The organism is Micrococcus sp. EWR3.9.1 (assembly GCF_052615555.1).
The window spans coordinates 43,044-62,217 of sequence record NZ_JBQXFD010000004.1 but is presented as its reverse complement, the minus strand read 5'-3'; the positions used below and the strand labels follow the sequence as shown (position 1 = coordinate 62,217).

Below are 19,174 nucleotides of genomic sequence, written 5' to 3'. Positions count from 1 at the left end.
ATAGGCCGGGCCGCATAATGGCCCAGGCGTCCACGTGACGGACCGCCCCACTCCACCCGACGAACGGGAGCCGACCATGTCCTCCGCCACCCCACCCCGCCCCAGCGCCGACGGCGCGCACCCCGGGCCCACGCCCGACGTCGTCTCCCCCGACGCCGCCCTGCCCACCGGCGAGGCGGTCGTCCAGGAGCTGCCGTGGCGCTGGTCCGTCCAGGGCCGCATCTTCCTGATCGGCGGCCTGGGCTTCATGTTCGACGCGTGGGACGTCACGCTCAACGGCGTGATGATCCCCTTGCTGCGCGAGGAGTGGGCCCTGGACAAGGCCGACGCCGCGTGGATCGGCACCGCCAACCTCATCGGCATGGCCGTGGGCGCGTTCCTGTGGGGCACCATCGCGGACCGCATCGGCCGCAAGGCGGCGTTCGCGTGGACGCTCGCGATCTTCTCCGTGTTCACGATCGCGGGCGCGCTGACGGACTCGCTGCTGTGGTTCGCGCTGTTCCGCTTCGTGGCCGGTGTGGGCCTGGGCGGCACGATCCCCGTGGACTACGCACTCGTGGGCGAGTTCACCCCGCGCCGGCTGCGCGGCCGCGTCCTGGCCGCGATGGACGGCTGGTGGCCCGTCGGCGCCGCGCTGTGCGGCCTCGTCTCCGCCTGGCTCGTGGGCACGTGGGGCGACTGGCGCCTGCCCCTGCTGGCCATGGTCCTGCCGGCCCTGCTCGTGTTCGTCGTGCGCCTGGGCATCCCCGAGTCCCCGCTGTTCCTGATGAGCCGGGGCCGCGAGGCACAGGCCCGCGCCGTCATCGACCGCATGGTGGCGGCCACCGGCGCGCCTCGCCGGCCCTACACGATGCCCCCGGCCGAGCCGGCCCGCTCCGGCGGCGTCGGCGCGCAGCTCGCCGCGGTCTGGCGGTTCTCCCCGCGCATCACCGCGGTCGCCTGGGCCCTGTTCGTGGCCATCATGCTCGTCTACTACATCGCGCTGCAGTGGCTGCCGACGTTCCTCATCGACGCCGGCTACGCGGAGGGCCGCGCCTTCATCATGACCTCCGGCATGGCCGCGGCCGGCCTGCTCGGCGTGGTCGTGGCCACCGCGCTGATCGAGGTCACCGGCCGCCGCTGGCTGCTGGCCGTCAGCGCCGTCGTCGCGAGCGCCCTGACCGTCTGGCTGGCGAGCGTGCTGGACGTGCCCGCTGCGGTGCTGCCGCTCGTGCTGGCGTTCGGCTTCGTGGTGCAGGTCGCGATCCCGGTGCTCTACACGTACGTCTCCGAGCTGTACCCGACGACGCTGCGCGCCTCCGGCTTCGGCTGGGCGTCGGCGGCCTCGCGGGTGGGCGCGGGCCTGGGTCCGCTGCTCTTCGTGGGCACGCTGGTCCCCGCCCTCGGGCTGCCGGGGGCGTTCGCCGTCACCGGCGGGCTCGTGGTCCTGGCCTGCGCGGCGATGCTGGCGCTGGCCCCGGAGACCCGCGGCCGCGCCCTCGAGGTCAGCGCCGACTGAGCTCGCCGAGCACGCGCAGCAGCAGGGCCCGCTCCTGGACCTTGATGCGCTCGTGCAGCTCGGCCTCGGTGTCCGTGTCCAGCACGGGCACCGCGGCCTGCGCGAGGATCGGGCCGGTGTCCACGCCCGCGTCCACCACGTGCACGGTGCAGCCGGTGACCTTCACCCCGTGCGCCAGCGCGTCCCGGACGCCGTGGGCCCCCGGGAAGGACGGCAGCAGGGCCGGGTGGGTGTTGAGGATGCGGCCGTCGAACCGCTCGAGCAGCGGGGCGCCCAGGATCCGCATGAATCCGGAGCACACCACCCAGTCCGGCGCGTAGGCGGCGACGGCGTCCGCGAGCGCCTCGTCCCACGCGCGCCGGTCCGCGTGGTCCTTCGGGGACACCACGAACGTCTCGATCCCGTGGGCGCGGGCACGCTCCAGGCCGCCGGCGTCGGCGACGTCGGCGCCCACCGCGGCGATCTCCATGTCCAGGGCGCCGGAGGCCACGGCGTCGAGGACGGCCTGCAGGTTGGTGCCGGAACCGGAGACGAGGGCAACGATGCGCATGCGCCCATCGTAGGGTGAGGGGGTGTCCGCCCCCGTTCCCTCCTCCCCGCCCCGCCCGCCGCAGGGCGCCCCGGATCCCGGCCGCGTGCGCACCGGTCGTGCCCTGCTGTGGCAGTCCGTGGCGCTGCTGGGGATGGTGCTCTCCTTCTCCCTCGTGCTGCCGTGGAAGCTGATCGCCCTCGCGCTGGGGCTGGTCGCCCTCGTGCTCGGCGTGCGCGTGTGGGTCACGAGCCGCGGCGCCGAGCGCTCGGGGCTGCCCCGCGCGGTGGCGTCCGCCGGCATGGCGATGGCGCTGATGGGCATGACGACGGCGGCGCTGCCGCTGCTCGCGTGGGACGCGACGGTCCAGCTCGAGCAGTGCGGCGCCTCCGCGCTCACCGTGCGGGCGCAGCAGGCGTGCGCGGACGAGTTCACCCGTCAGGTGGAGGAGCGCACGGGGGTGCCCCAGCTGCGGCCCTGAGCCGCGGGCGTCAGTCCCGCGCCCGGCGCGGGGACGGCCGGTCGCGCAGGCCCGAGGCGCGGTCGCCGGACCGCGGCACCGTCGTCGTCCCGTCCCGGTGCCCGGTCACGGCCAGGGCGGTGAGGTAGCCGGCCGCGCAGCCCAGCGCGACCCACCCGGCGACGGCGGCGCACACCGCCCAGACGTGGGGGCCGATGTCCGTCAGCGTGCCGAGCCCGAGCGTCCCGGAGGTGAGGGCCAGCGGCACGAGCAGCAGCAGCCCGGCGAGCAGTCCGGTGAGCACGGCCAGGGCCAGCGTGGACAGCGTCAGGGACACCGCGCGGCTGCCGTGGCGGGTGTGCAGCCAGTCGTCGAGGTGGTTCTCCCCCTCCCGCAGCAGCCACACGCCGGCCACGGCGCCGGCGCTGATCGGCACGGCCAGCAGGAGCAGCTGCCACGGCGACCACGTCCCGGGCAGCGCACCCAGCGCCGGGAGGGCGGGCGCGGTGGCCGGCGTCGCGCCGAACACGGAGTAGAGGCTGTCCGCGCCCACGGAGAACCCCGGGCCCGCCGTCCACGCGATCGACCACGCGGTGAACGTGGGCAGCCAGCCGATCTGCAGCAGCGCCAGGAGCAGGCCGCCCAGCGGACCGCCCCCGATCGCCTCGGCCACGGTGACGACGGCGGTCCACTCGACGGCCAGCCGCCCCGCCACGAGCAGCGCGTTCAGGCCCGTCAGGGCGAGCACGGCGAGGACCGCGGCGCGCACCACGGACCAGGCGTACGAACCGGCCCAGCGTTCGTACTGCGAGCGCCGCGAGATCCGCTCCGTGAGGTCCAGGCCGATCAGGTGCGCCCAGGTGCCGGCCTCGCGCCGCGCCCCCGCGAGGGCGGCGACGCCGAAGAGCAGGGCGGGCAGCAGCGCCGCCGGGGCGGGGTGGGCCGTCAGCTCGTCCGTGCCGGGCAGGAACGCGACGGCCAGCCCCACCAGGGCGTAGGCCCCCACCGCGCCCACGAAGGCCTGCCACGCCTGGTCCCGGTAGGACGCGCGGGCCAGGCGCCGGCCGGCCCGCCAGGACAGCGCGAGCGGGAGCAGGGTCAGGCCCCACGGCACGAGCCACGCCGTGCCGGTGATGAGGTGGTCCGGCGCGGTGGGCATGGCCGTGGTCACGGTGACGGGCACCGCGTGCAGGGCCAGCCACAGGACGCCGCCCACCTGGACGGCGCCTTCGATGGTCGGCCGCTCGAACCCGCCGGTGGCCCACACCGCGAGGGTGGGGACCATGACCGCGAGCAGGCTGATCATCGCCGTGACGAGCGCCTCGACCACCCCCTGCAGCCACAGCGGCAGGGGGACGGGGCGCAGCAGACGGGGCGCAGCGGGGCGGGAACTCACCCGTCCATGGTGCCACCCGACTCCGGGCGGCGCCTGGACGGGGGCGGGCCGCGCGGGCCGGTGCGACGACCGTCACGCGCCCCGAGAGTTCACCGCGGGGTCACCGGGCTGTCGTCGGCGGGTGTCCCGGCCGTGGTCCGGGGTCCTTAGCGTCGGCCACGTGCGTGTCGTCGTGGTCGCCGAATCGTTCCTGCCCCATATGAACGGGGTCACCAACTCCATCCTCCAGGTGCTGCGGCACCTGCGGGAACGGGGCGACGAGGCGATGGTGGTCGCCCCGGCCGCCTCGTGGTCCGCCGGGTGGACCCAACGCGCGGGCGCCGGTGAGGCCCCCCGCGAGGTCGAGGGCTTCCCCGTGCGCACCCTGCCCTCCGTGCCCCTGACCGGGTACACCTCCGTGCGGGTGGCCGCCGGCACGGTGGGCCGGCTGCGCGGCATGCTCGCCGACTTCGCCCCGGACGTGGTGCACATCGCCTCCCCCTTCGTGCTGGGCTGGCGCGCGGTGCAGGCGGCCGAGGAGCTCGGCATCCCCTCCGTGGCCGTCTACCAGACCGAGGTCCCCGGCTACGCGGCCCGGTACGGCGCCCCGTGGCTGGAGGACGTGCTGTGGAGCCACGTGGCGCGCCTGCACAACATGGCCACGCTGACGCTCGCGCCGTCGTCGTTCACCGTCCGGCAGCTGCACCGCCAGGGGGTGCGACGCGTGCACCTGTGGGGCCGCGGCGTCGACTCCCGCCGATTCCATCCCGCCAAGCGGGACGAGGCGCTGCGCGCCGAGCTCGCCCCGAACGGCGAGAAGCTCGTGGGCTTCGTGGGGCGGCTGGCGCACGAGAAGCAGGTCGGGGACCTGCGGGTGCTCTCGGACCTGCCGGGCACCCGCCTCGTGGTCATCGGCTCCGGGCCGCTGCGCGAACAGCTCGAGCGGGAGCTGCCCGGCGCGCACTTCGCCGGCTTCCAGGGAGGCGAGGACCTCGCACGCCACGTGGCGAGCCTGGACCTGTTCGTGCACCCCGGCGAGTCCGACACCTTCGGCCAGACGCTGCAGGAGGCGATGGCCTCGGGCGTGCCCGTCGTCGCCGTCGGCCGCGGCGGCCCCCTCGACATCGTGGACGTCTCCCGCACCGGCTGGCTCTACCCGCCCGGCGAGCTGAGCGAGCTGCGCCGCCACGTCGCGGACCTCGTGTACGACGACGTCAAGCGGGCCGCGTTCGCCGACGCGGCGTGGGCGTCGGTGCAGGGCCGTACCTGGCCGGTGCTGTGCGAGCAGCTCGTGGGCTACTACGAGAAGGCGATCGCGGTGCAGGATCGCCGCCGCGTGGAGCTGGCCCGCCGGCTGCTGACGGCGCCGGCGCTGCTGGCCGCGCGCGTGTTCGGCTGAGCCCCGGGCCGGACGCCGGGCGGGCGCCCGGCGGTCCGGGTCTCGCGTCCGGAGCCGTGGCTAGGGTGGCGGGCATGGACGCCACCCCGCACCCCCGACCCGCCGAGCCCGGCCCCCTGCCCGATCCCGCCGCGCCCCGCCGCCTCGCCGGCAAGGACGTGCACCCCGTCGGCCTCGGGTGCATGAACATCGTGCACGGCTACTCCGGATTCCTCGACGACGACGCCGCCGTCGACCTGCTCACCCGCGTGCTGGAGGACGGCACCGACCACCTGGACACCGCCACCCTCTACGGCGGCGGCCGCAGCGAGGAGCTCGTGGGGCGCGCGCTCGCCCGGGCGGGGTCGGACGTCCGCGAGCGCGTGCTGCTCGCCTCCAAGGGCGGGCTCGTGCGGGACGGGCAGCGGCGGATCGACGGCCGCCCGGAGACGCTGCGCGCGCACGTGGACGCCTCCCTGAGCCGGCTCGGCCAGGACCGGATCGACCTGTACTACCTGCACCGGCTGGACCCGGAGGTCCCCGTCGAGGAGTCCGTGGGGGCGCTCGCAGAGGCCGTCACGGAGGGCAAGATCGGGGCGATCGGCCTGTCCGAGGTCTCGGCCGTCACCCTGACCCGGGCCGTGGCCGTCCACCCGATCGCGGCCGTGCAGTCCGAGTACTCCCTCGCCACCCGCAACCCCGAGTGGGGCGTGCTCGAGGCGTGCCGCCGCCATGGGACCGCCTTCGTGGCCTTCTCCCCCGTCAGCCGCGGCCTCCTCACGGACGCGCCGCCGCGGCTGGACCGGCTGGACGCGGGAGATCTGCGGCACCGGCTGCCCCGCTTCGCCGAGGGCCACTACGAGGCCAACCTGACGCTGCGCGAGGCGCTCTCGGCCGAGGCCGTCCGGCTCGGGACGAGCACGGCGGGGCTCGCCGTCGCCTGGGTCCTGGCCCAGGGCAAGGACGTCCTGGCGATCCCGGGCACCACCTCGTGGGACCACTGGCTCGAGGACCGGGGCGCGCACGAGGTGCGGCTGACCCCGGCCGACGTCGCCCGGCTGGACGGCCTCGTCAATGACGCGACCGTGGCGGGCCCGCGCTACAGCGAGAGCCAGCAGGCCAGCATCGACACCGAGGCGGCGCCGCCGCGCTGAGCCGAACGCGGGGCCCGGGGTGGCCCGCGTCTCATTTCGGCAACAGAGCGCGCTCCCTGTCAGGATGGGCGTCAGGCACCGCGGCCTCCTCCGACCGCGGCGCGCCACGGCGGGGGCACCGCGGGGCGTCTTTATCCCGACGTCCGAGGAGGACACCATGAATGAGTCTCTGGAGACCCTGCGCGACGAAGTGTTCGCGCGCAACCCCGGCGAGGCCGAGTTCCACCAGGCGGTGTCCGAGGTGTTCGAGGCGCTGGGGCCGGTGGTGCAGCGCCACCCCCAGTACGTCGAGGCCGGGGTCATGCACCGCCTCTGCGAGCCGGAGCGCCAGATCATCTTCCGCGTCCCGTGGATCGACGATGCCGGCGTCGTGCAGGTCAACCGCGGGTTCCGCGTGGAGTTCAACTCGGCGCTCGGCCCGTACAAGGGCGGGCTGCGTTTCCACCCCTCCGTGTACCTCGGGATCGTCAAGTTCCTGGGCTTCGAGCAGATCTTCAAGAACTCGCTCACCGGCATGCCGATCGGCGGCGGCAAGGGTGGCTCGGACTTCGACCCCGCCGGCAAGTCCGACCGCGAGATCATGCGGTTCTGCCAGTCCTTCATGACGGAGCTGCATCGCCACATCGGTGAGCACACGGACGTGCCGGCCGGTGACATCGGCGTGGGCGCCCGCGAGATCGGCTACATGTTCGGCCAGTACAAGCGACTGACCAACCGCTTCGAGGCCGGCGCCCTCACCGGCAAGGGCCTGACGTGGGGCGGCTCGCTGGTCCGCACCGAGGCCACCGGCTACGGCGCCGTGATGTTCGTCGACTCCATGCTCCGCACGCGCGGCGAATCCATGGACGGCCAGCAGGTGCTGATCTCCGGCTCCGGCAACGTGGCCATCTACGCCGCGGAGAAGGCCGCCGCGCTCGGGGCCACCGTGCTCACCGCGTCCGACTCCTCGGGCTACATCGTGGACCCGGACGGCCTCGACCTGGACCTGCTCAAGCAGATCAAGGAGGTCGAGCGTGCCCGTATCTCCGAGTACGCCGAGCGCCGCGGCGGGCGGTCCCGCTACGTGACCGGCGGCAGCGTCTGGGACGTCGAGGGCACCGTGGCCCTGCCGTGTGCCACCCAGAACGAGCTCGACGAGTCCGCCGCGCGGACCCTGCTGAAGAACGGGGTGAAGGCCGTGGCCGAGGGCGCGAACATGCCCTGCACCGAGGCGGCCGCCCACCTGTTCGTCGACTCCGGGACGCTGTTCGGCCCGGGCAAGGCCGCCAACGCGGGCGGCGTGGCGACGTCGGCGCTGGAGATGCAGCAGAACGCCTCGCGGGACTCGTGGAGCTTCGACTACACCCACGACCGGCTCGAGCAGATCATGCGCGACATCCACGACCGCTGCGTGGAGACCGCCGAGGAGTACGGCACGCCCGGCAACTACGTGGCGGGGGCGAACATCGCCGGGTTCATCAAGGTCGCCGACGCGATGATCGCCCAGGGCGTGGTCTGAGGCCTGGCCCTGCCCCTTCCGTGATCCTCCGCCGCCCTGCGACATCACCGCCGTTCTGACGCGCGGTGATGTCGCAGGGCGGCGGTCGCTCGAGGGCACCCGACTCCTGCACAGGCTCCCCGACGTCGGGTGCCCTCCACCGCCGACGCGGCCGACCCCTCACGCCCCGGACGGGCCCACGACACTGGGCCGCATGACCCTGCTCTCCGACCACTCGCGTGCGCTGCTCCCGGGACGCGGGCCCCTGCTCAGCGCGGCGGACCCTCACGACGGGGCGGCGCGGCGTCGTCTCGAACGCGCCTGGACCCGCGGGGTCCTCGTGCGGCTCTGCCCGCGCGTCTACATCAGCGTCAGCGACTGGGCCGCGCTGCGTCCGTGCGACAGGGCGGTCGTGTCCGCCGTCGCCCTCTCGATCGCCCGCCCCGCGACGGTGTTCACGGGCCTGACCGCGGCCCGGCTGCACGGTCTGGGGCCAGCCGTCGAGCCGCCCGCGCTCGAGCTGCGCGCCCCCTCGCCCGGGCATCACGGCTGCGGTCCGCTGACCCGCCGTCCCCTCGCCCCCTCCCTGGTGGCCCACGACCGCCGGCTTCCCGTCCCGCCACGCCGCCGACCCCGGTGGGGGCTGCCGGAGGCGGCCCACGCCGCGCCTCAGCCGGTCGAGGCCGTCCTGTCGGACGGGCAGAGCCTCGGGACCGTCCTGGCGGATCCGCTGCCCACGGTGCTGCTGGTCCTCGGCGCGGCCACCCCGTTCCGCGACGCCGTGGCCCCGCTGGACGCGCTCGTCCGAGCCCGGCCCGAGGAGGCCGCACGCTGGGCGAGGCAGGCGGAGAGCCGACTCGGATCGGCGGCCGCCCTCCGCCGATTCGAGCGGGCCTGGCACTTCGCGGACGCGCGGGCGGAATCCGCCGGCGAGTCCTACAGCCGGGCCATCATCCACGAGCTCGGCTTCGTCCCGCCCACGGCGCTGCAGCATCGCCACCGGGATGCGAACGGACGCGAGGTGGCCCGCACGGACTTCTGGTGGGAGCAGGTGCGGGTGTACGGGGAGTTCGACGGGCTGGGCAAGTACGACCTGTCGTTCTTCGACGGTGACGACACGGCCCGCCGCGCCAGCATCCGCCGGGAGAAGGAACGGGAGGTGGCCCTGCAGCTGGTCACCCGGGCGGGTGCGCATTGGACGTGGGGAGACCTCCTGCGGCCAGACCGGCTGGCGCGGATCCTCACCGCCGCGGGCGTCCCCCGCTCGGTCTGATCCACGGCCGTCCCACGGGCCCGGTCCCGACTCGGCGAGCCCGAGCGGTCGACCTCCGCTCTGCGACATCGCAGCCGTTCTGCACGGCGGTGATGTCGCAGGACGGCTGCCGGGCGGCCCGCAGCCCACCTCAGCCTGCCTCAGCCGGCCAGCGCCGCCCGCTGCTCGGGGCTGATGCGCACGGGGCGGCCCGTCTGCCCGTCGACGAACACCATGACGGACGTCGCGGTGGCGCAGAGGGTGTCGTCGACGCCGTCGTGCAGGGCGTAGCCCACGTGCACCGAGGCGGCCTTCACGGCGTCCACGCTCACCACCACGCGCAGTGGCACGGGGCGGTAGGGCATCTGGGCCCGGTACTTCACAGTGTGCTCGGAGATGAACGTCCGCACACCGGGGGCCACCCCCTCGAGGAGGTCGATCGGCGGGGCCTGCCCGCCGCCGGCGCCGGTGTTCGCGGGCACGCCGAAGGCCGCCACGCGGGCCTCCTCCAGCAGCTGCACCACGGCGATGTTGTTCACGTGGCCGTAGGCGTCCATGTCCGCCCAGCGCAGCGGGATGCGGACCTCGACGGAGCGCGAGGCGGTCATCGGGCGGCCTCCTCGTCCGCGGGCCGGCCGTCGCGCTGCCCCGGGGCGTCGAGGGTCGCCGGCGCCTCGTCGTCGCCGAGGATGTCCTCACGCCAGGCCTCGGGCTGCACGTCCACGAACTCGACGGGCAGGATGCCCAGGTCCTCGAGCTGATTGGACAGCGTGGCCCCGTCCGGGCCGTAGCACCACGGGATGCCCGGGGTGGAATGGCGGGTGTCCTCCGCCCGGCCGCCCGCGAGCAGCGCCTGCGAGGGGGTCAGCTGCCGGATGACGATCGCCTTGACCCGGTCGGGGTGGCGCTGCGCGAACTCGGCGTAGATCTCGGGGTCGTGCTGGCCGTCGTCGCCCACCAGGATCCACTGGATGTCCGGGAACTGCTCGGCGAGGCGCTCGAGCTGGACCCTCTTGTGCTCCTGACCGGAGCGGAACCAGCGGTCCCTCGTGGGCCCCCAGCTGGTCAGCAGCAGAGCGCCGAGCGGGTAGAGGTTGCGGCCCAGGAAGCGGGTGAGGGTCTGCGCCACGTTCCACGCGCCCGTGGACAGGTACAGCACGGGGGCCTTCGGCTCGAGCTCGGCGATCCGGCGCAGCAGCACGGCGATCCCCGGAGTGGGCGTGCGGGCGTGCTCGTCGATCACGAACGAGTTCCAGGCCGCCAGCAGGGGGCGGGGCAGCGAGGTGACCACCACGGTGTCGTCGATGTCCGAGACCAGGCCGATCCGCGCGCCCGGCTCGCAGATGTACAGGTCCATGACGGCGTGCTCCTCTTGGCCGCCGACGTGGAGGGTGGCGGTCTGCCAGCCGGGCTCCAGCTCGACGTCCAGCACGACGTCGACGACGCCCATCCGGTCCGTGCGCACCGTGGTGCGCAGGTCCCCCACCTGCACCTCCACCTCGGCGTAGGCCATGGGCGGGGCCACGAAGTTGCGCCAGCCGCGCACGCCGTCCGCCACCACCTTCGACAGCCGACGGCCGTTCATGAACTCCTCGTCGGAGGCGATCACCACACGGGAGAGGATCCGCACCCAGCTGGTGCTGCCGTAGCCCGTGAACGCCATGACCGTCGGCACGTTGCCGGCACGCAGCGCGCGGGCGCGGTGCCAACGGTTCCACCCCTCCTGCAGGTGCGTGGCGACGTTCTCCACGGGAGTGGGGTCACCGGAAGGGGCCAGGCGGCCGCGCCGGGGCGCGGGCGTGGGGGCGTCGGAGGCTGCGGGCATGCGCCCAGTATTCCGCACCGCGCGCTCTCAGCGGATCTCGGGGACCAGCGCGGTCAGGCGGTCCAGCATGCGGCCGACCTTGCCGTTCTCGATCGCGGCGGCCACGTGCCCGTCCGCGAACCGCTCGCCGCGCACCAGGTAGGTGAACAGCGTGCCGAGGTCGGCCAGGGACGCCTCGGCGATGCCGGCCTCGCTCACCCGGTCCACGTTTCGCAGGTAGTCGACGTCGATGCCCGCCAGCTCCTGCGCGGCCACGAGGCCGGGGAACACGCGGTCGTCGTAGTCCGGGTAGACGCCGCCGAGGGCGCCGGGCGCGGGGGCGCCGTAGGAGGCGATCGGCCGGGCCTCGGTGCCGTAGCCGGCGGCGAGCAGCTCGCGCAGCGCACGCACGGCGGCCACGCGCTGGGGCGTGGGGGTCTGCGGGCCGGTGAGGGTGGCGTCGTCGTCGGGGGTCGGGAGGGGGTGCTCGGTCATGGCGGCTCCTCTGCTCGGGGGGTCGGCCCCATTGTCTCGCGTGCGGTCCGGCGTGTCCGGACCCCCGCCTAGGCTCGGGGCATGAGCCCAGCCCTGCCCCGCCCCGCCGAGCTCCGCGCGATCGCCCTCGACGCCGCCCGCGCGGTCGTCGGCGACCTCGCCGCCGCCTTCCGCTCCCCCACCGCCATCGGGCCCGAGGCCAAGACCACGCACCACGACCTCGTCACCGTGCACGACCGACACACCGAGGCCCGGCTCGTCGCCGCGCTCACGACGGCGGTCCCCGGCTCCGGCGTGCTCGGCGAGGAGCTCGGGGCGCAGGCCGGCACCGGTGAGGCCGCCCGGCTGACCTGGATCGTCGACCCCATCGACGGCACCTCCAACTTCACACACGGCTTCGCGATGTTCTCGGTGTCCCTGGCCGCCGAGGTCGACGGCGAGGTGGTGGCCGGCGTCGTGCTGGACCCCGTGGGCCGGCTGGCGTTCTCCGCCGACGAGGACGGCGCCTACCTCACCCGCGGCGACGGGCCGGAGCGCCCGCTGGCCGAGGTCGCCCGGCCGGCGCCGGCCGGCGGCGAGCGCGCCCAGAACCTCGTGACCTCCTACCCGGCGGGCGAAGCGATCGCGCGCGAGGGCGAGGACGCGCTGCGCCGCTTCGGGCGGCTCGTGACCGCCCACGCGACCGTGCGCCGCACCGTCTCCGGCGCCCTCGAGCTCGCCCACACGGCGGCGGGCTGGGCCGACGCCGCGCTGTACGTGGACACCAAGCCCTGGGACGTCGCGGCAGGGCAGCTGATCCTGCGCCGCGCCGGGGGCAGGTGGCTCACACCGGACCCGGCCGCGCCGTCGTCGGGCCGGCTCGTCGACGACGGCCCGCGCGCCCACACGTGCCCGTTCGCGCTCGCCGTCGCCCCGGGCCGCGAGGCGCCGACGACGGCGGCGGTGCTGGGTGACATCGTCGCCTCGCGGGCGACCGACCATGTATAGAGTGGATGTGAGCCCGATCTCAGCGCCGCGCCCGACGGCGCCCGTCCCGGCATGCCAGGAGGCCCCGATGACCCAGCAGCACCATGACACCGCCGACGCCCCGTCGATGCAGCGCCCCGATCCGGTCGCGGAGCCCGGGGACCACCTGATGTTCGAGCACCCGGACGGTGAGGCCGTCCTGGTGCTGGACGAGGACCAGGTCTGGCGACTGCTGCGCCGTGTGCGCCACGCGCGCCTCGGGCTGGCCGTGGACGGGCGGCCGGACATCGTGCCGGTGAACGTGCGGGCCCACGACGGCGCCATCTACTTCCGCACCGCGCCCGGCTCGAAGCTCGCCGAGCTCACGGTGAACCCGCGCGTCGTGGTGCAGGCCGACGGGATCCTGGCCGACCAGGCCTGGTCCGTGCTCGTGCACGGCACCGCGCGACGCCTGGACACGGAGGCGGAGATCGCGGAGGCCGAGTCCCTCGGCATCGAGCCGTGGGTGCCGACGCTGAAGGACTTCTACGTCCGCGTGGACGTCCAGCGCGTGTCCGGCCGCCACTTCGTGTTCGGCCCGCACCCCGAGCGCAACGAGTCCCAGACCGACTGAGCCGGTGACCGGGCCGGGAAGGCTCAGGGACGCGCCGGGGGCTGCGCGCCGTCGCCGCCCGCCGGGGGCTGCCCGCCGCCGGGACCGCCCATCCCGCCCTGCTCCTGCTCGGTGGTGGTGTCGATCGGGACGTCGATGGTGATGGCGAAGCCCTTGTCCACGGAGCCCGTGATCTGCGGCAGCTGTGTCTCGTAGCCGTCCGAGAAGACGTTGTCCGTCTCGAGGCTGACCTTGGCGAAGTTCTCCGTGGACCCGTCGTAGGCCGAGGTGGCGTAGACCTGTGAGGACTGCTCCGCGGGCATGGCGATCTGGGAGGTGAGGACGTTGTTCGTCGCGTCCGTGATGGACGCCTTGTCCGGGAACACCTCGAAGTGCAGGTGGGGCCACCGGCCGGCGTAGCAGCCGGGCCACACCGTGGTGAAGGTGACCGTGCCGTCGTCGCCCACCACCTGGACGCCGCGCAGGTAGGTCTCCTCCGTGATGCCGTCCGAGTACATCGAGTAGCGGCCCTGCGCGTCGGCGTGCCAGAGGTATACGGCGGCGCCGGTCATGGCGGCGTCGCCGTTGGTCATGTCGATCACGTTCATCGTCACCGTGAGCGGGACACCCTCGGCGACGGTGCCCGCCGGGTGGCGGGCCGCGTCGAGAGGCCAGCATGGCAACGAACGCCAGACGTTTCCGTGAGATCGGCGGGATGGTTCCAGGACGTCTTCTGGGAGGTTTCTGACACGGCCGGGACGCCCGCAACCGCCCCGGCGCCGTCGACATGGAGGGCCATGTCCCTGGTGACCGGGTCGGTCCGCGCGTGCCCTCGGCCCGGCTCCCTTGACGCCCGAGTCCGGCTTCTTCGCCACGGAGACAGCTCCGTGGCCGTGGTCCACCTCGTCACCGCACTGCGCACGCACCGCCCGCAACTCGAGTTCCCACAGGTGCACGCCAACCCCACCCCGGGCGGCCTTGCGCCACCGCGCTCGTGGCACGAGTGTTGAACGTCGGGCTGCCGCCGGGGCGGGGCAGGACTACGAGCCGCTCGAGGCCCGCGGCCCCCGCTGAGCCGCGCCGGGCCGCCTCAGACCTCCGGGGCCTCCCCCAGGTGGCTCGGCGCCCACATCGCCAGGCGGGTCTGCACCACGACGACGTTCGGCCCGTCCGCCTGGAACGCGCGCTCGAGCGCGCCGCGCACGTCCTCCACTCGCACCGTCTCGGCGGGCACGCCGAAGGAGGCGGCGAGGGCCTGGAAGTCCGGCCGGTCGAGCTCGGTGGCCGTGGCCTTACCGAACGCGCCCTCCATGTACTCGCGCAGGATGCCGTATCCGCCGTCGTCGATGATCAGCCACGTCACCGCCGCGCCGTGCTGCCTGGCGGCCGCGAGCTCGGCGATGGAGTACATCGCCGAGCCGTCGCCGGCGACGGCGAGCACGCGCCCGTCGATCCCGGTGCGACCCTGGTGGGCCAGGCCCACCGCGCCGCCGAACGCGGCCGGGAACCCGTAGCCGAGCCCCCCGGCGCCCTGCGCCGAGTGGAACTCGCCGTCCTGCGCGTCCCAGCAGTTCCACGCCCAGTAGGCGGCGATGGTCATGTCCCAGTACGTCTGCATGGTCGACGGGACGGCGGCGCGGATGTCCGCCAGGAGCCGGCGCTCCACGCCGAGGTCCTGGGCGTCGAGGCGGGCCGCGATGCGCGCGTTGACATCGGCGACCACCTCGGCCGGGGTGCGGCCGTGCCAGACGGTGGCGTCCTGCGCCACCGAGCCCGACTCGCGCAGCGCCGCGGCGAGTGCCTCGAGCGCCTGGCCGGCGTCGGACCGCACACCCAGCGTGGGGTGGTTGGTCTCCAGCACGCGTGGCTCCGCGTCCACCTGGATGAGGCGGCCGCGCGGCTCGAGCGTGAAGTAGTTCGAGGTGACCTCGCCGAGCGAGGAGCCCACCACGAGCAGCACCTCCGCGTCCTCGAGCAGGTCCGTGACGAGGCGGTCCTCCACCCAACCGCCGAGGCTGAGCGGGTGCTCCCACGGGAAGGCGGTGTTGCCACCCGGCGAGCAGACCACGGGTGCCTGGAGCAGCTCCGCGACCTCCCGCAGGCTCGCCATTGCGGCCCGGCCGGAGCGACGCACACCGCCGCCGGCCACGATCGCCACCCGCCCGGCCCCGCGCAGCCAGCGCACGGACTCGGCCACGAGCTCGGCGCGCGGCGGGTGGTCGTAGGGCACGGCCAGGGCGTCCTCGACCGGGGGCACCATGACCTCGCCGAGCAGCACGTCCTGCGGGATCTCGACCCACACCGGCCCCTGCGGCACGGTGATGGCCTCGGCCCACGCGTCCTGGATGGCGGACGGGATGCCGGAGGCGTGGTGGACCGTGAACTGGGCCTTGGTGACGTTGCGGGCCGAGGCCTTCTGGTCGTCCAGCTGGTGCAGCATGCCCTTGCGCCGGGCACCGAGCCCGGACAGCGGGATCTGCGAGGCGATCACGAGCATCGGCACGCCCGTGGCGTACGCCTCCTGCAGGCCGGCCAGCGAGGTGAGCGCGCCCGGGCCGGTGGACAGGAACAGGACGCCGACCTCGCCGGTAGCCCGGGCGTATCCGTCCGCGGCGAAGGCGGCGTTGTTCTCCACGCGGTTCGAGACGAACTCCAGCGGGGAGCGGGACAGGGCGTCGAAGAGGCCGAGGGCGTGCTGGCCCGGGATGCCGAAGACCGTCCGTGCACCCAGGGCGTGGAGCGTCTCGACGGCGAGGTCGCCGCCGTTGCGCCGCGGGGCCGCCGTCGTCGTCTGCTCGTCGCTCATCGGCCCGGCTCCTCACCGGCGGCCGCGCGGGTGGCGCGGCGGTCGGCCATCAGGGAGATGAGGTCATAGGCCACATGGGAGGCGGCGACGCCGGTCAGCTCGGCGTGGTCGTAGGCCGGGGCCACCTCCACCAGGTCCGCGCCCACGATGTCCAGCCCGCGCAGCCCACGCAGGATCTCGAGCAGCTCGCGGCTCGTGATGCCGCCGGCCTCGGGGGTTCCGGTGCCCGGGGCGTGCGCGGGGTCGAGGACGTCGATGTCCACCGAGATGTAGAGCGGCCGGCCCCCGATGCGCTGGCGCAGCTGGTCCACGATCTCGTCCACGCCCTGACGGAACACATCCGAGGAGGTGACGATGCCGAAGCCCATGCGGTGGTCGTCGTCGAGGTCCTTCTTGCCGTAGAGCGGACCGCGGGTGCCCACATGCGAGATGGCCTCGGTGTCCAGGATCCCCTCCTCCACGGCCCGGCGGAACGGCGTGCCGTGGGTGTACTCGGCGCCGAAGTAGGTGTCCCACGTGTCCAGGTGGGCGTCGAAGTGCAGCAGGGCCACGGGCTCACCCGCCCGGGCGGAGGCGGCGCGCAGCAGTGGCAGCGCGATGGTGTGGTCGCCGCCGATGGTCATGAGCGAGGAGCCGTCCTCGGTGAGGTCCATCGCGTCCTGCTGGATCGCCTCGATGGCCTCGCCGATGTTGAACGGGTTCACCGCCATGTCCCCGGCGTCCACCACCTGGGCCTGCGCGAAGGGCGAGGTGTCCGTGGCGGGGTTGTAGGGGCGCAGCAGCCGCGAGGACTGCCGCACGTGGCCGGACCCGAAGCGTGCACCGGGGCGGTAGGAGACGCCGGCGTCGAACGGCACGCCGACCACCTTGATCTCCGGGGCGACGCCGGCCGCGGCCGCCTCGTCCAGGCGCGGCAGCAGGGCGTAGGTGGGGGCGCCGCCGTAGCGGGGCACGAGGGCGGAGTTCACGGGGCCGAGGCGGCCGTTGTCCTCGACGCGGGGGATCTCGAGCATCTGGGATGTCCTCTCTGGGCGGTTCGATTCGGTCTGGTCGGTCTGGTCTGTCCGGTGCGGGCGTGCCGCACGGGGTCACGCGTGGCCCACGAGGGTCCACAGCACGACGGCGGGGCGGTCGTCCGGATTGGCCCACGAGTGAGGCTCGCGCCCGGGGAGGGTGACGGTGTCCCCCTCCTCCAACAGGTGCACGGCCTCGGTGGTCCGCAGCTCGAGGCGGCCGGTGACCACGTGCACCGCCTCCACGCGGCAGTCCACGGTGTACAGCTCCGCCTCCCCGCGGCCGCGCGGCGCGATGTCAGCGCGCAGGATCTGCAGGTCACGACTGCCGCGCGGAGTGATCAGGCGCTCGCGGATGCCCTCGCCGCCGAGGCTGACCGCGGGGGCGTCGGCGAGGCGCACGACCGTCACCTCGGGCGCGTCCAGGACGTCGCCCGGGCTCGCACCGAGCACCTGGCACAGGGTCACGAGCGTGCTCACGGACGGGCTGGTCAGGTCCCGCTCGAGGCGGGAGAGGAAGCCCTTGCTGACGCCGGCCGCCTCGGCCAGCTGGGCCACGGTGAGCCGCCGCGCCTCGCGCAGCGCGCGCAGCCGGCGGCCGATCAGCGCCTGGCCCGGCGCGGTCTCGAGCGGGAGGGCCTTCATCGCGTTCCTTCCTCGCGTCGTGCGACGTCGCGATGTCATCCTGCATGACATGTTGCCTGCGATGCAACATGTGTTTACCGTAGACCCAGATCGTGTGATCGGCAACACGCCGATCTCTCCTGTCCCGCCCGCGGCGCCCCCGCATCCCGGCGCCCTGGATCCCCTCGCCCCAAGGACCACCCGTGACCCTCAACCTGACCATCGTCGCCGTCTACCTGGTCGGCATGCTCGCCTTCGGCTGGTGGGGCAAGACCCGCGCCGCCAGCTCGGAGGACTACCTCGTGGCGGGCCGCCGCCTCGGGCCGGTGCTGTTCACCGGCACCATGGCCGCCGTCGTGCTCGGCGGCGCCGCCACCGTGGGCGGCGTCGGCCTGGGGTACGAGTTCGGGCTCTCCGGCGCGTGGCTCGTGGCCGCCATCGGCGTCGGCGTGCTCATCCTGTCGGTGGCGTTCGCCCCGATCCTGGCCCGTCTGAAGATCTACACCGTCTCGCAGATGCTCCGCCTGCGGTACGGCCGTGGCGGGGCCTCCCACGCCTCCTCCTTCGTGATGCTCGCCTACACGCTCATGCTCGCCGCCACCTCCACGGGCGCCTACGCGTCGATCTTCGTGGTGCTCTTCGGCTGGGACCGCTGGCTGTCCGTCCTGGTGGGCGGCGGCATCGTGCTGGCCTACTCCGTGCTCGGCGGCATGTGGTCCATCACCCTGGCCGACATGGCGCAGTTCCTCATCATGACCATCGGCCTGTTCGCCCTCATGCTCCCCCTCTCCCTGGCCAACGCCGGCGGCTGGAGTGCCTTGAAGGAGCGCCTGGGCGCCGAGTTCTTCAGCTGGGACGGGATCGGCGTGCAGTCGATCGTCACCTACTTCGTGATCTACACCCTCGGCCTGCTGATCGGCCAGGACGTCTGGCAGCGCGTGTTCACGGCCCGCTCCCCGCGTGTGGCCCAGATCGGCGGCGCCACCGCGGGGCTGTACTGCATCGTGTACGGCGTCGCCGGCGCGCTGATCGGCATGGCCGCGCGCACGGTGACCGCGGACATCGCCACCACGGACGACGTGTTCGCGTGGGTCGCCCAGAACCTGCTGCCCGTCGGCGTGGGCGGTGTGGCCCTGGCGGCCGCCGTCGCGGCCATGATGTCCACCGCCTCGGGGGCGATCATCGCGGCCTCGACCGTGATGCGCACCGACATCCTGCCCATCTTCCGTGGTGAGGCCACCGCCTCCGAGGACGGCGCCACCGCCGAGGACGAGATCCCGGAGACCGCGGCGGAGCTCGCCTCGAACCGCGGCTGGGTGCTGCTGCTCGGCGCCGTCGTGCTGGGGCTGGCGATCGTCGTCCCGAACGTGGTGGCGGCCCTGACCATCGCGTACGACATCCTTGTGGGCGGCCTGTTCGTTGCGATCGTCGGCGGCCTCGTGTGGCAGCGCGGCACCGGCACGGCGGCCCTGTGGTCCATGGTGGTCGGGACGGTGGGCACCCTCGGCACCATGGGCTGGCTCGAGCTGAACGCGGCCGAGCCCTTCGAGGGTGTTTTCGCGAACGAGCCGATCTACGTCGGTCTGGCCGCCTCCGCCGTCGTGTACGTCCTCCTCAGCCTGATGACCCGGCCCACCGACCCCGCGGTCCTCGAGGCCTGGCGGGTGCGCTCCCGCCACGGCGTCGACCCCGCGGTCCGAGCGCAGGTCTGACCGACGCTCCCGGGGCCCGTGATCCTCCGACGCCCACAC

At 74.2% G+C, this 19,174-nt stretch carries 18 protein-coding genes; 9 read left to right on the top strand and 9 right to left on the bottom strand.

The genetic code is table 11. The annotated features are described in order from the left end of the window. Positions 1-76 precede the first annotated feature (76 nt). A complete protein-coding gene (locus ACUJ8O_RS03985) occupies positions 77-1,498 on the top strand; it encodes an MFS transporter (RefSeq protein ID WP_036338169.1) in 1,422 nt (473 codons plus the stop codon). Here ACUJ8O_RS03985 and purN read toward each other — a convergent pair. Then, the gene (gene purN, locus ACUJ8O_RS03980) at positions 1,485-2,048 is read right to left on the bottom strand and encodes a phosphoribosylglycinamide formyltransferase (RefSeq protein WP_078025794.1); all 564 of its coding nucleotides are present in this window, start codon (positions 2,046-2,048) and stop codon (positions 1,485-1,487) included. The genes ACUJ8O_RS03985 and purN overlap by 14 nt on opposite strands. A gap of 22 nt (positions 2,049-2,070) precedes the next feature. Between purN and ACUJ8O_RS03975 the strand changes: the two genes are divergently transcribed. Further along, complete coding sequence (locus ACUJ8O_RS03975; RefSeq protein WP_070709856.1) at positions 2,071-2,508, top strand: hypothetical protein; 438 nt, start codon at positions 2,071-2,073, stop codon at positions 2,506-2,508. A 10-nt stretch (positions 2,509-2,518) separates the two neighbouring features. Here the strand turns inward: ACUJ8O_RS03975 and ACUJ8O_RS03970 are convergent, their stop codons facing one another. After that, positions 2,519-3,883 (bottom strand): cell division protein PerM, encoded by a 1,365-nt coding sequence (locus tag ACUJ8O_RS03970; RefSeq protein WP_445373169.1) that lies wholly within the window; start codon positions 3,881-3,883, stop codon positions 2,519-2,521. 160 nt (positions 3,884-4,043) lie between these two features. Here ACUJ8O_RS03970 and ACUJ8O_RS03965 point away from each other — a divergent pair, with 160 nt between their 5' ends. The 4 genes from ACUJ8O_RS03965 to ACUJ8O_RS03950 all read left to right on the top strand — a co-directional run bounded on the left by ACUJ8O_RS03965 (position 4,044) and on the right by ACUJ8O_RS03950 (position 9,144). Beyond that, on the top strand, positions 4,044-5,261 hold the full coding sequence (locus tag ACUJ8O_RS03965; protein ID WP_445373168.1) for a glycosyltransferase family 4 protein: 1,218 nt from the start codon (positions 4,044-4,046) through the stop codon (positions 5,259-5,261). Positions 5,262-5,335: 74 nt separating this feature from the next. After that, entirely contained in the window at positions 5,336-6,394 is a 1,059-nt protein-coding gene (locus ACUJ8O_RS03960) for an aldo/keto reductase (protein ID WP_445373167.1), read from the top strand. 157 nt (positions 6,395-6,551) lie between these two features. After that, positions 6,552-7,892, top strand: a complete 1,341-nt coding sequence (gene gdhA, locus ACUJ8O_RS03955) for an NADP-specific glutamate dehydrogenase (protein ID WP_020621604.1) — start codon at positions 6,552-6,554, stop codon at positions 7,890-7,892. 193 nt (positions 7,893-8,085) lie between these two features. Then, a complete protein-coding gene (locus ACUJ8O_RS03950; RefSeq protein ID WP_445373166.1) occupies positions 8,086-9,144 on the top strand; it encodes a hypothetical protein in 1,059 nt (352 codons plus the stop codon). Positions 9,145-9,284: 140 nt separating this feature from the next. Here the strand turns inward: ACUJ8O_RS03950 and ACUJ8O_RS03945 are convergent, their stop codons facing one another. From ACUJ8O_RS03945 to ACUJ8O_RS03935, 3 genes are read right to left on the bottom strand one after another with little or no spacing between them, the layout of a single operon-like run. Then, positions 9,285-9,731 carry an acyl-CoA thioesterase gene (locus tag ACUJ8O_RS03945; protein WP_002853740.1) on the bottom strand — a complete coding sequence of 149 codons (447 nt, stop codon included), beginning with the start codon at positions 9,729-9,731 and terminating at the stop codon, positions 9,285-9,287. After that, on the bottom strand, positions 9,728-10,948 hold the full coding sequence (locus ACUJ8O_RS03940; protein ID WP_061866956.1) for an App1 family protein: 1,221 nt from the start codon (positions 10,946-10,948) through the stop codon (positions 9,728-9,730). The genes ACUJ8O_RS03945 and ACUJ8O_RS03940 overlap by 4 nt, the downstream gene beginning before the upstream one ends. A gap of 27 nt (positions 10,949-10,975) precedes the next feature. Next, complete coding sequence (locus tag ACUJ8O_RS03935) at positions 10,976-11,422, bottom strand: DUF6508 domain-containing protein (protein WP_445373165.1); 447 nt, start codon at positions 11,420-11,422, stop codon at positions 10,976-10,978. Between the two features lie 81 nt (positions 11,423-11,503). Between ACUJ8O_RS03935 and ACUJ8O_RS03930 the strand changes: the two genes are divergently transcribed. Together ACUJ8O_RS03930 and ACUJ8O_RS03925 are read left to right on the top strand one after the other, a co-directional pair. Continuing rightward, complete coding sequence (locus ACUJ8O_RS03930; protein ID WP_036317028.1) at positions 11,504-12,409, top strand: inositol monophosphatase family protein; 906 nt, start codon at positions 11,504-11,506, stop codon at positions 12,407-12,409. Between the two features lie 67 nt (positions 12,410-12,476). Continuing rightward, positions 12,477-13,001: a pyridoxamine 5'-phosphate oxidase family protein gene (locus ACUJ8O_RS03925; RefSeq protein WP_095347279.1), complete on the top strand. Its 525-nt coding sequence runs from the start codon at positions 12,477-12,479 to the stop codon at positions 12,999-13,001. Between the two features lie 23 nt (positions 13,002-13,024). Here ACUJ8O_RS03925 and ACUJ8O_RS03920 read toward each other — a convergent pair whose 3' ends face one another. The 4 genes from ACUJ8O_RS03920 to ACUJ8O_RS03905 form a co-directional block, all read right to left on the bottom strand. Further along, positions 13,025-13,855 carry a dioxygenase family protein gene (locus tag ACUJ8O_RS03920; RefSeq protein ID WP_256999301.1) on the bottom strand — a complete coding sequence of 277 codons (831 nt, stop codon included), beginning with the start codon at positions 13,853-13,855 and terminating at the stop codon, positions 13,025-13,027. A gap of 215 nt (positions 13,856-14,070) precedes the next feature. Continuing rightward, positions 14,071-15,786, bottom strand: coding sequence for a thiamine pyrophosphate-binding protein (locus ACUJ8O_RS03915; RefSeq protein ID WP_445373164.1), 1,716 nt, complete (start codon positions 15,784-15,786; stop codon positions 14,071-14,073). Further along, on the bottom strand, positions 15,783-16,799 hold the full coding sequence (gene speB / locus ACUJ8O_RS03910; RefSeq protein WP_002853755.1) for an agmatinase: 1,017 nt from the start codon (positions 16,797-16,799) through the stop codon (positions 15,783-15,785). The genes ACUJ8O_RS03915 and speB overlap by 4 nt, the downstream gene beginning before the upstream one ends. Positions 16,800-16,874: 75 nt before the next feature. Next, positions 16,875-17,444 carry an XRE family transcriptional regulator gene (locus ACUJ8O_RS03905; RefSeq protein WP_445373163.1) on the bottom strand — a complete coding sequence of 190 codons (570 nt, stop codon included), beginning with the start codon at positions 17,442-17,444 and terminating at the stop codon, positions 16,875-16,877. Positions 17,445-17,626: 182 nt separating this feature from the next. On the opposite strand from ACUJ8O_RS03905, the gene ACUJ8O_RS03900 reads away from it, so the two are divergent. After that, on the top strand, positions 17,627-19,135 hold the full coding sequence (locus tag ACUJ8O_RS03900; RefSeq protein ID WP_445373162.1) for a sodium:solute symporter: 1,509 nt from the start codon (positions 17,627-17,629) through the stop codon (positions 19,133-19,135). Positions 19,136-19,174: the final 39 nt, after the last annotated feature.

Bases quoted from the DNA above. Each gene is read 5' to 3' on its own strand.
- ACUJ8O_RS03985 (WP_036338169.1), top strand. From the start codon at position 77: ATGTCCTCCGCCACCCCACCCCGCCCCAGCGCCGACGGCGCGCACCCC.
- purN (WP_078025794.1), bottom strand. From the start codon at position 2,048: ATGCGCATCGTTGCCCTCGTCTCCGGTTCCGGCACCAACCTGCAGGCC.
- ACUJ8O_RS03960 (WP_445373167.1), top strand. From the start codon at position 5,336: ATGGACGCCACCCCGCACCCCCGACCCGCCGAGCCCGGCCCCCTGCCC.
- gdhA (WP_020621604.1), top strand. From the start codon at position 6,552: ATGAATGAGTCTCTGGAGACCCTGCGCGACGAAGTGTTCGCGCGCAAC.
- ACUJ8O_RS03950 (WP_445373166.1), top strand. From the start codon at position 8,086: ATGACCCTGCTCTCCGACCACTCGCGTGCGCTGCTCCCGGGACGCGGG.
- ACUJ8O_RS03945 (WP_002853740.1), bottom strand. From the start codon at position 9,731: ATGACCGCCTCGCGCTCCGTCGAGGTCCGCATCCCGCTGCGCTGGGCG.
- ACUJ8O_RS03940 (WP_061866956.1), bottom strand. From the start codon at position 10,948: ATGCCCGCAGCCTCCGACGCCCCCACGCCCGCGCCCCGGCGCGGCCGC.
- ACUJ8O_RS03935 (WP_445373165.1), bottom strand. From the start codon at position 11,422: ATGACCGAGCACCCCCTCCCGACCCCCGACGACGACGCCACCCTCACC.
- ACUJ8O_RS03930 (WP_036317028.1), top strand. From the start codon at position 11,504: ATGAGCCCAGCCCTGCCCCGCCCCGCCGAGCTCCGCGCGATCGCCCTC.
- ACUJ8O_RS03925 (WP_095347279.1), top strand. From the start codon at position 12,477: ATGACCCAGCAGCACCATGACACCGCCGACGCCCCGTCGATGCAGCGC.
- ACUJ8O_RS03915 (WP_445373164.1), bottom strand. From the start codon at position 15,786: ATGAGCGACGAGCAGACGACGACGGCGGCCCCGCGGCGCAACGGCGGC.
- speB (WP_002853755.1), bottom strand. From the start codon at position 16,799: ATGCTCGAGATCCCCCGCGTCGAGGACAACGGCCGCCTCGGCCCCGTG.
- ACUJ8O_RS03905 (WP_445373163.1), bottom strand. From the start codon at position 17,444: ATGAAGGCCCTCCCGCTCGAGACCGCGCCGGGCCAGGCGCTGATCGGC.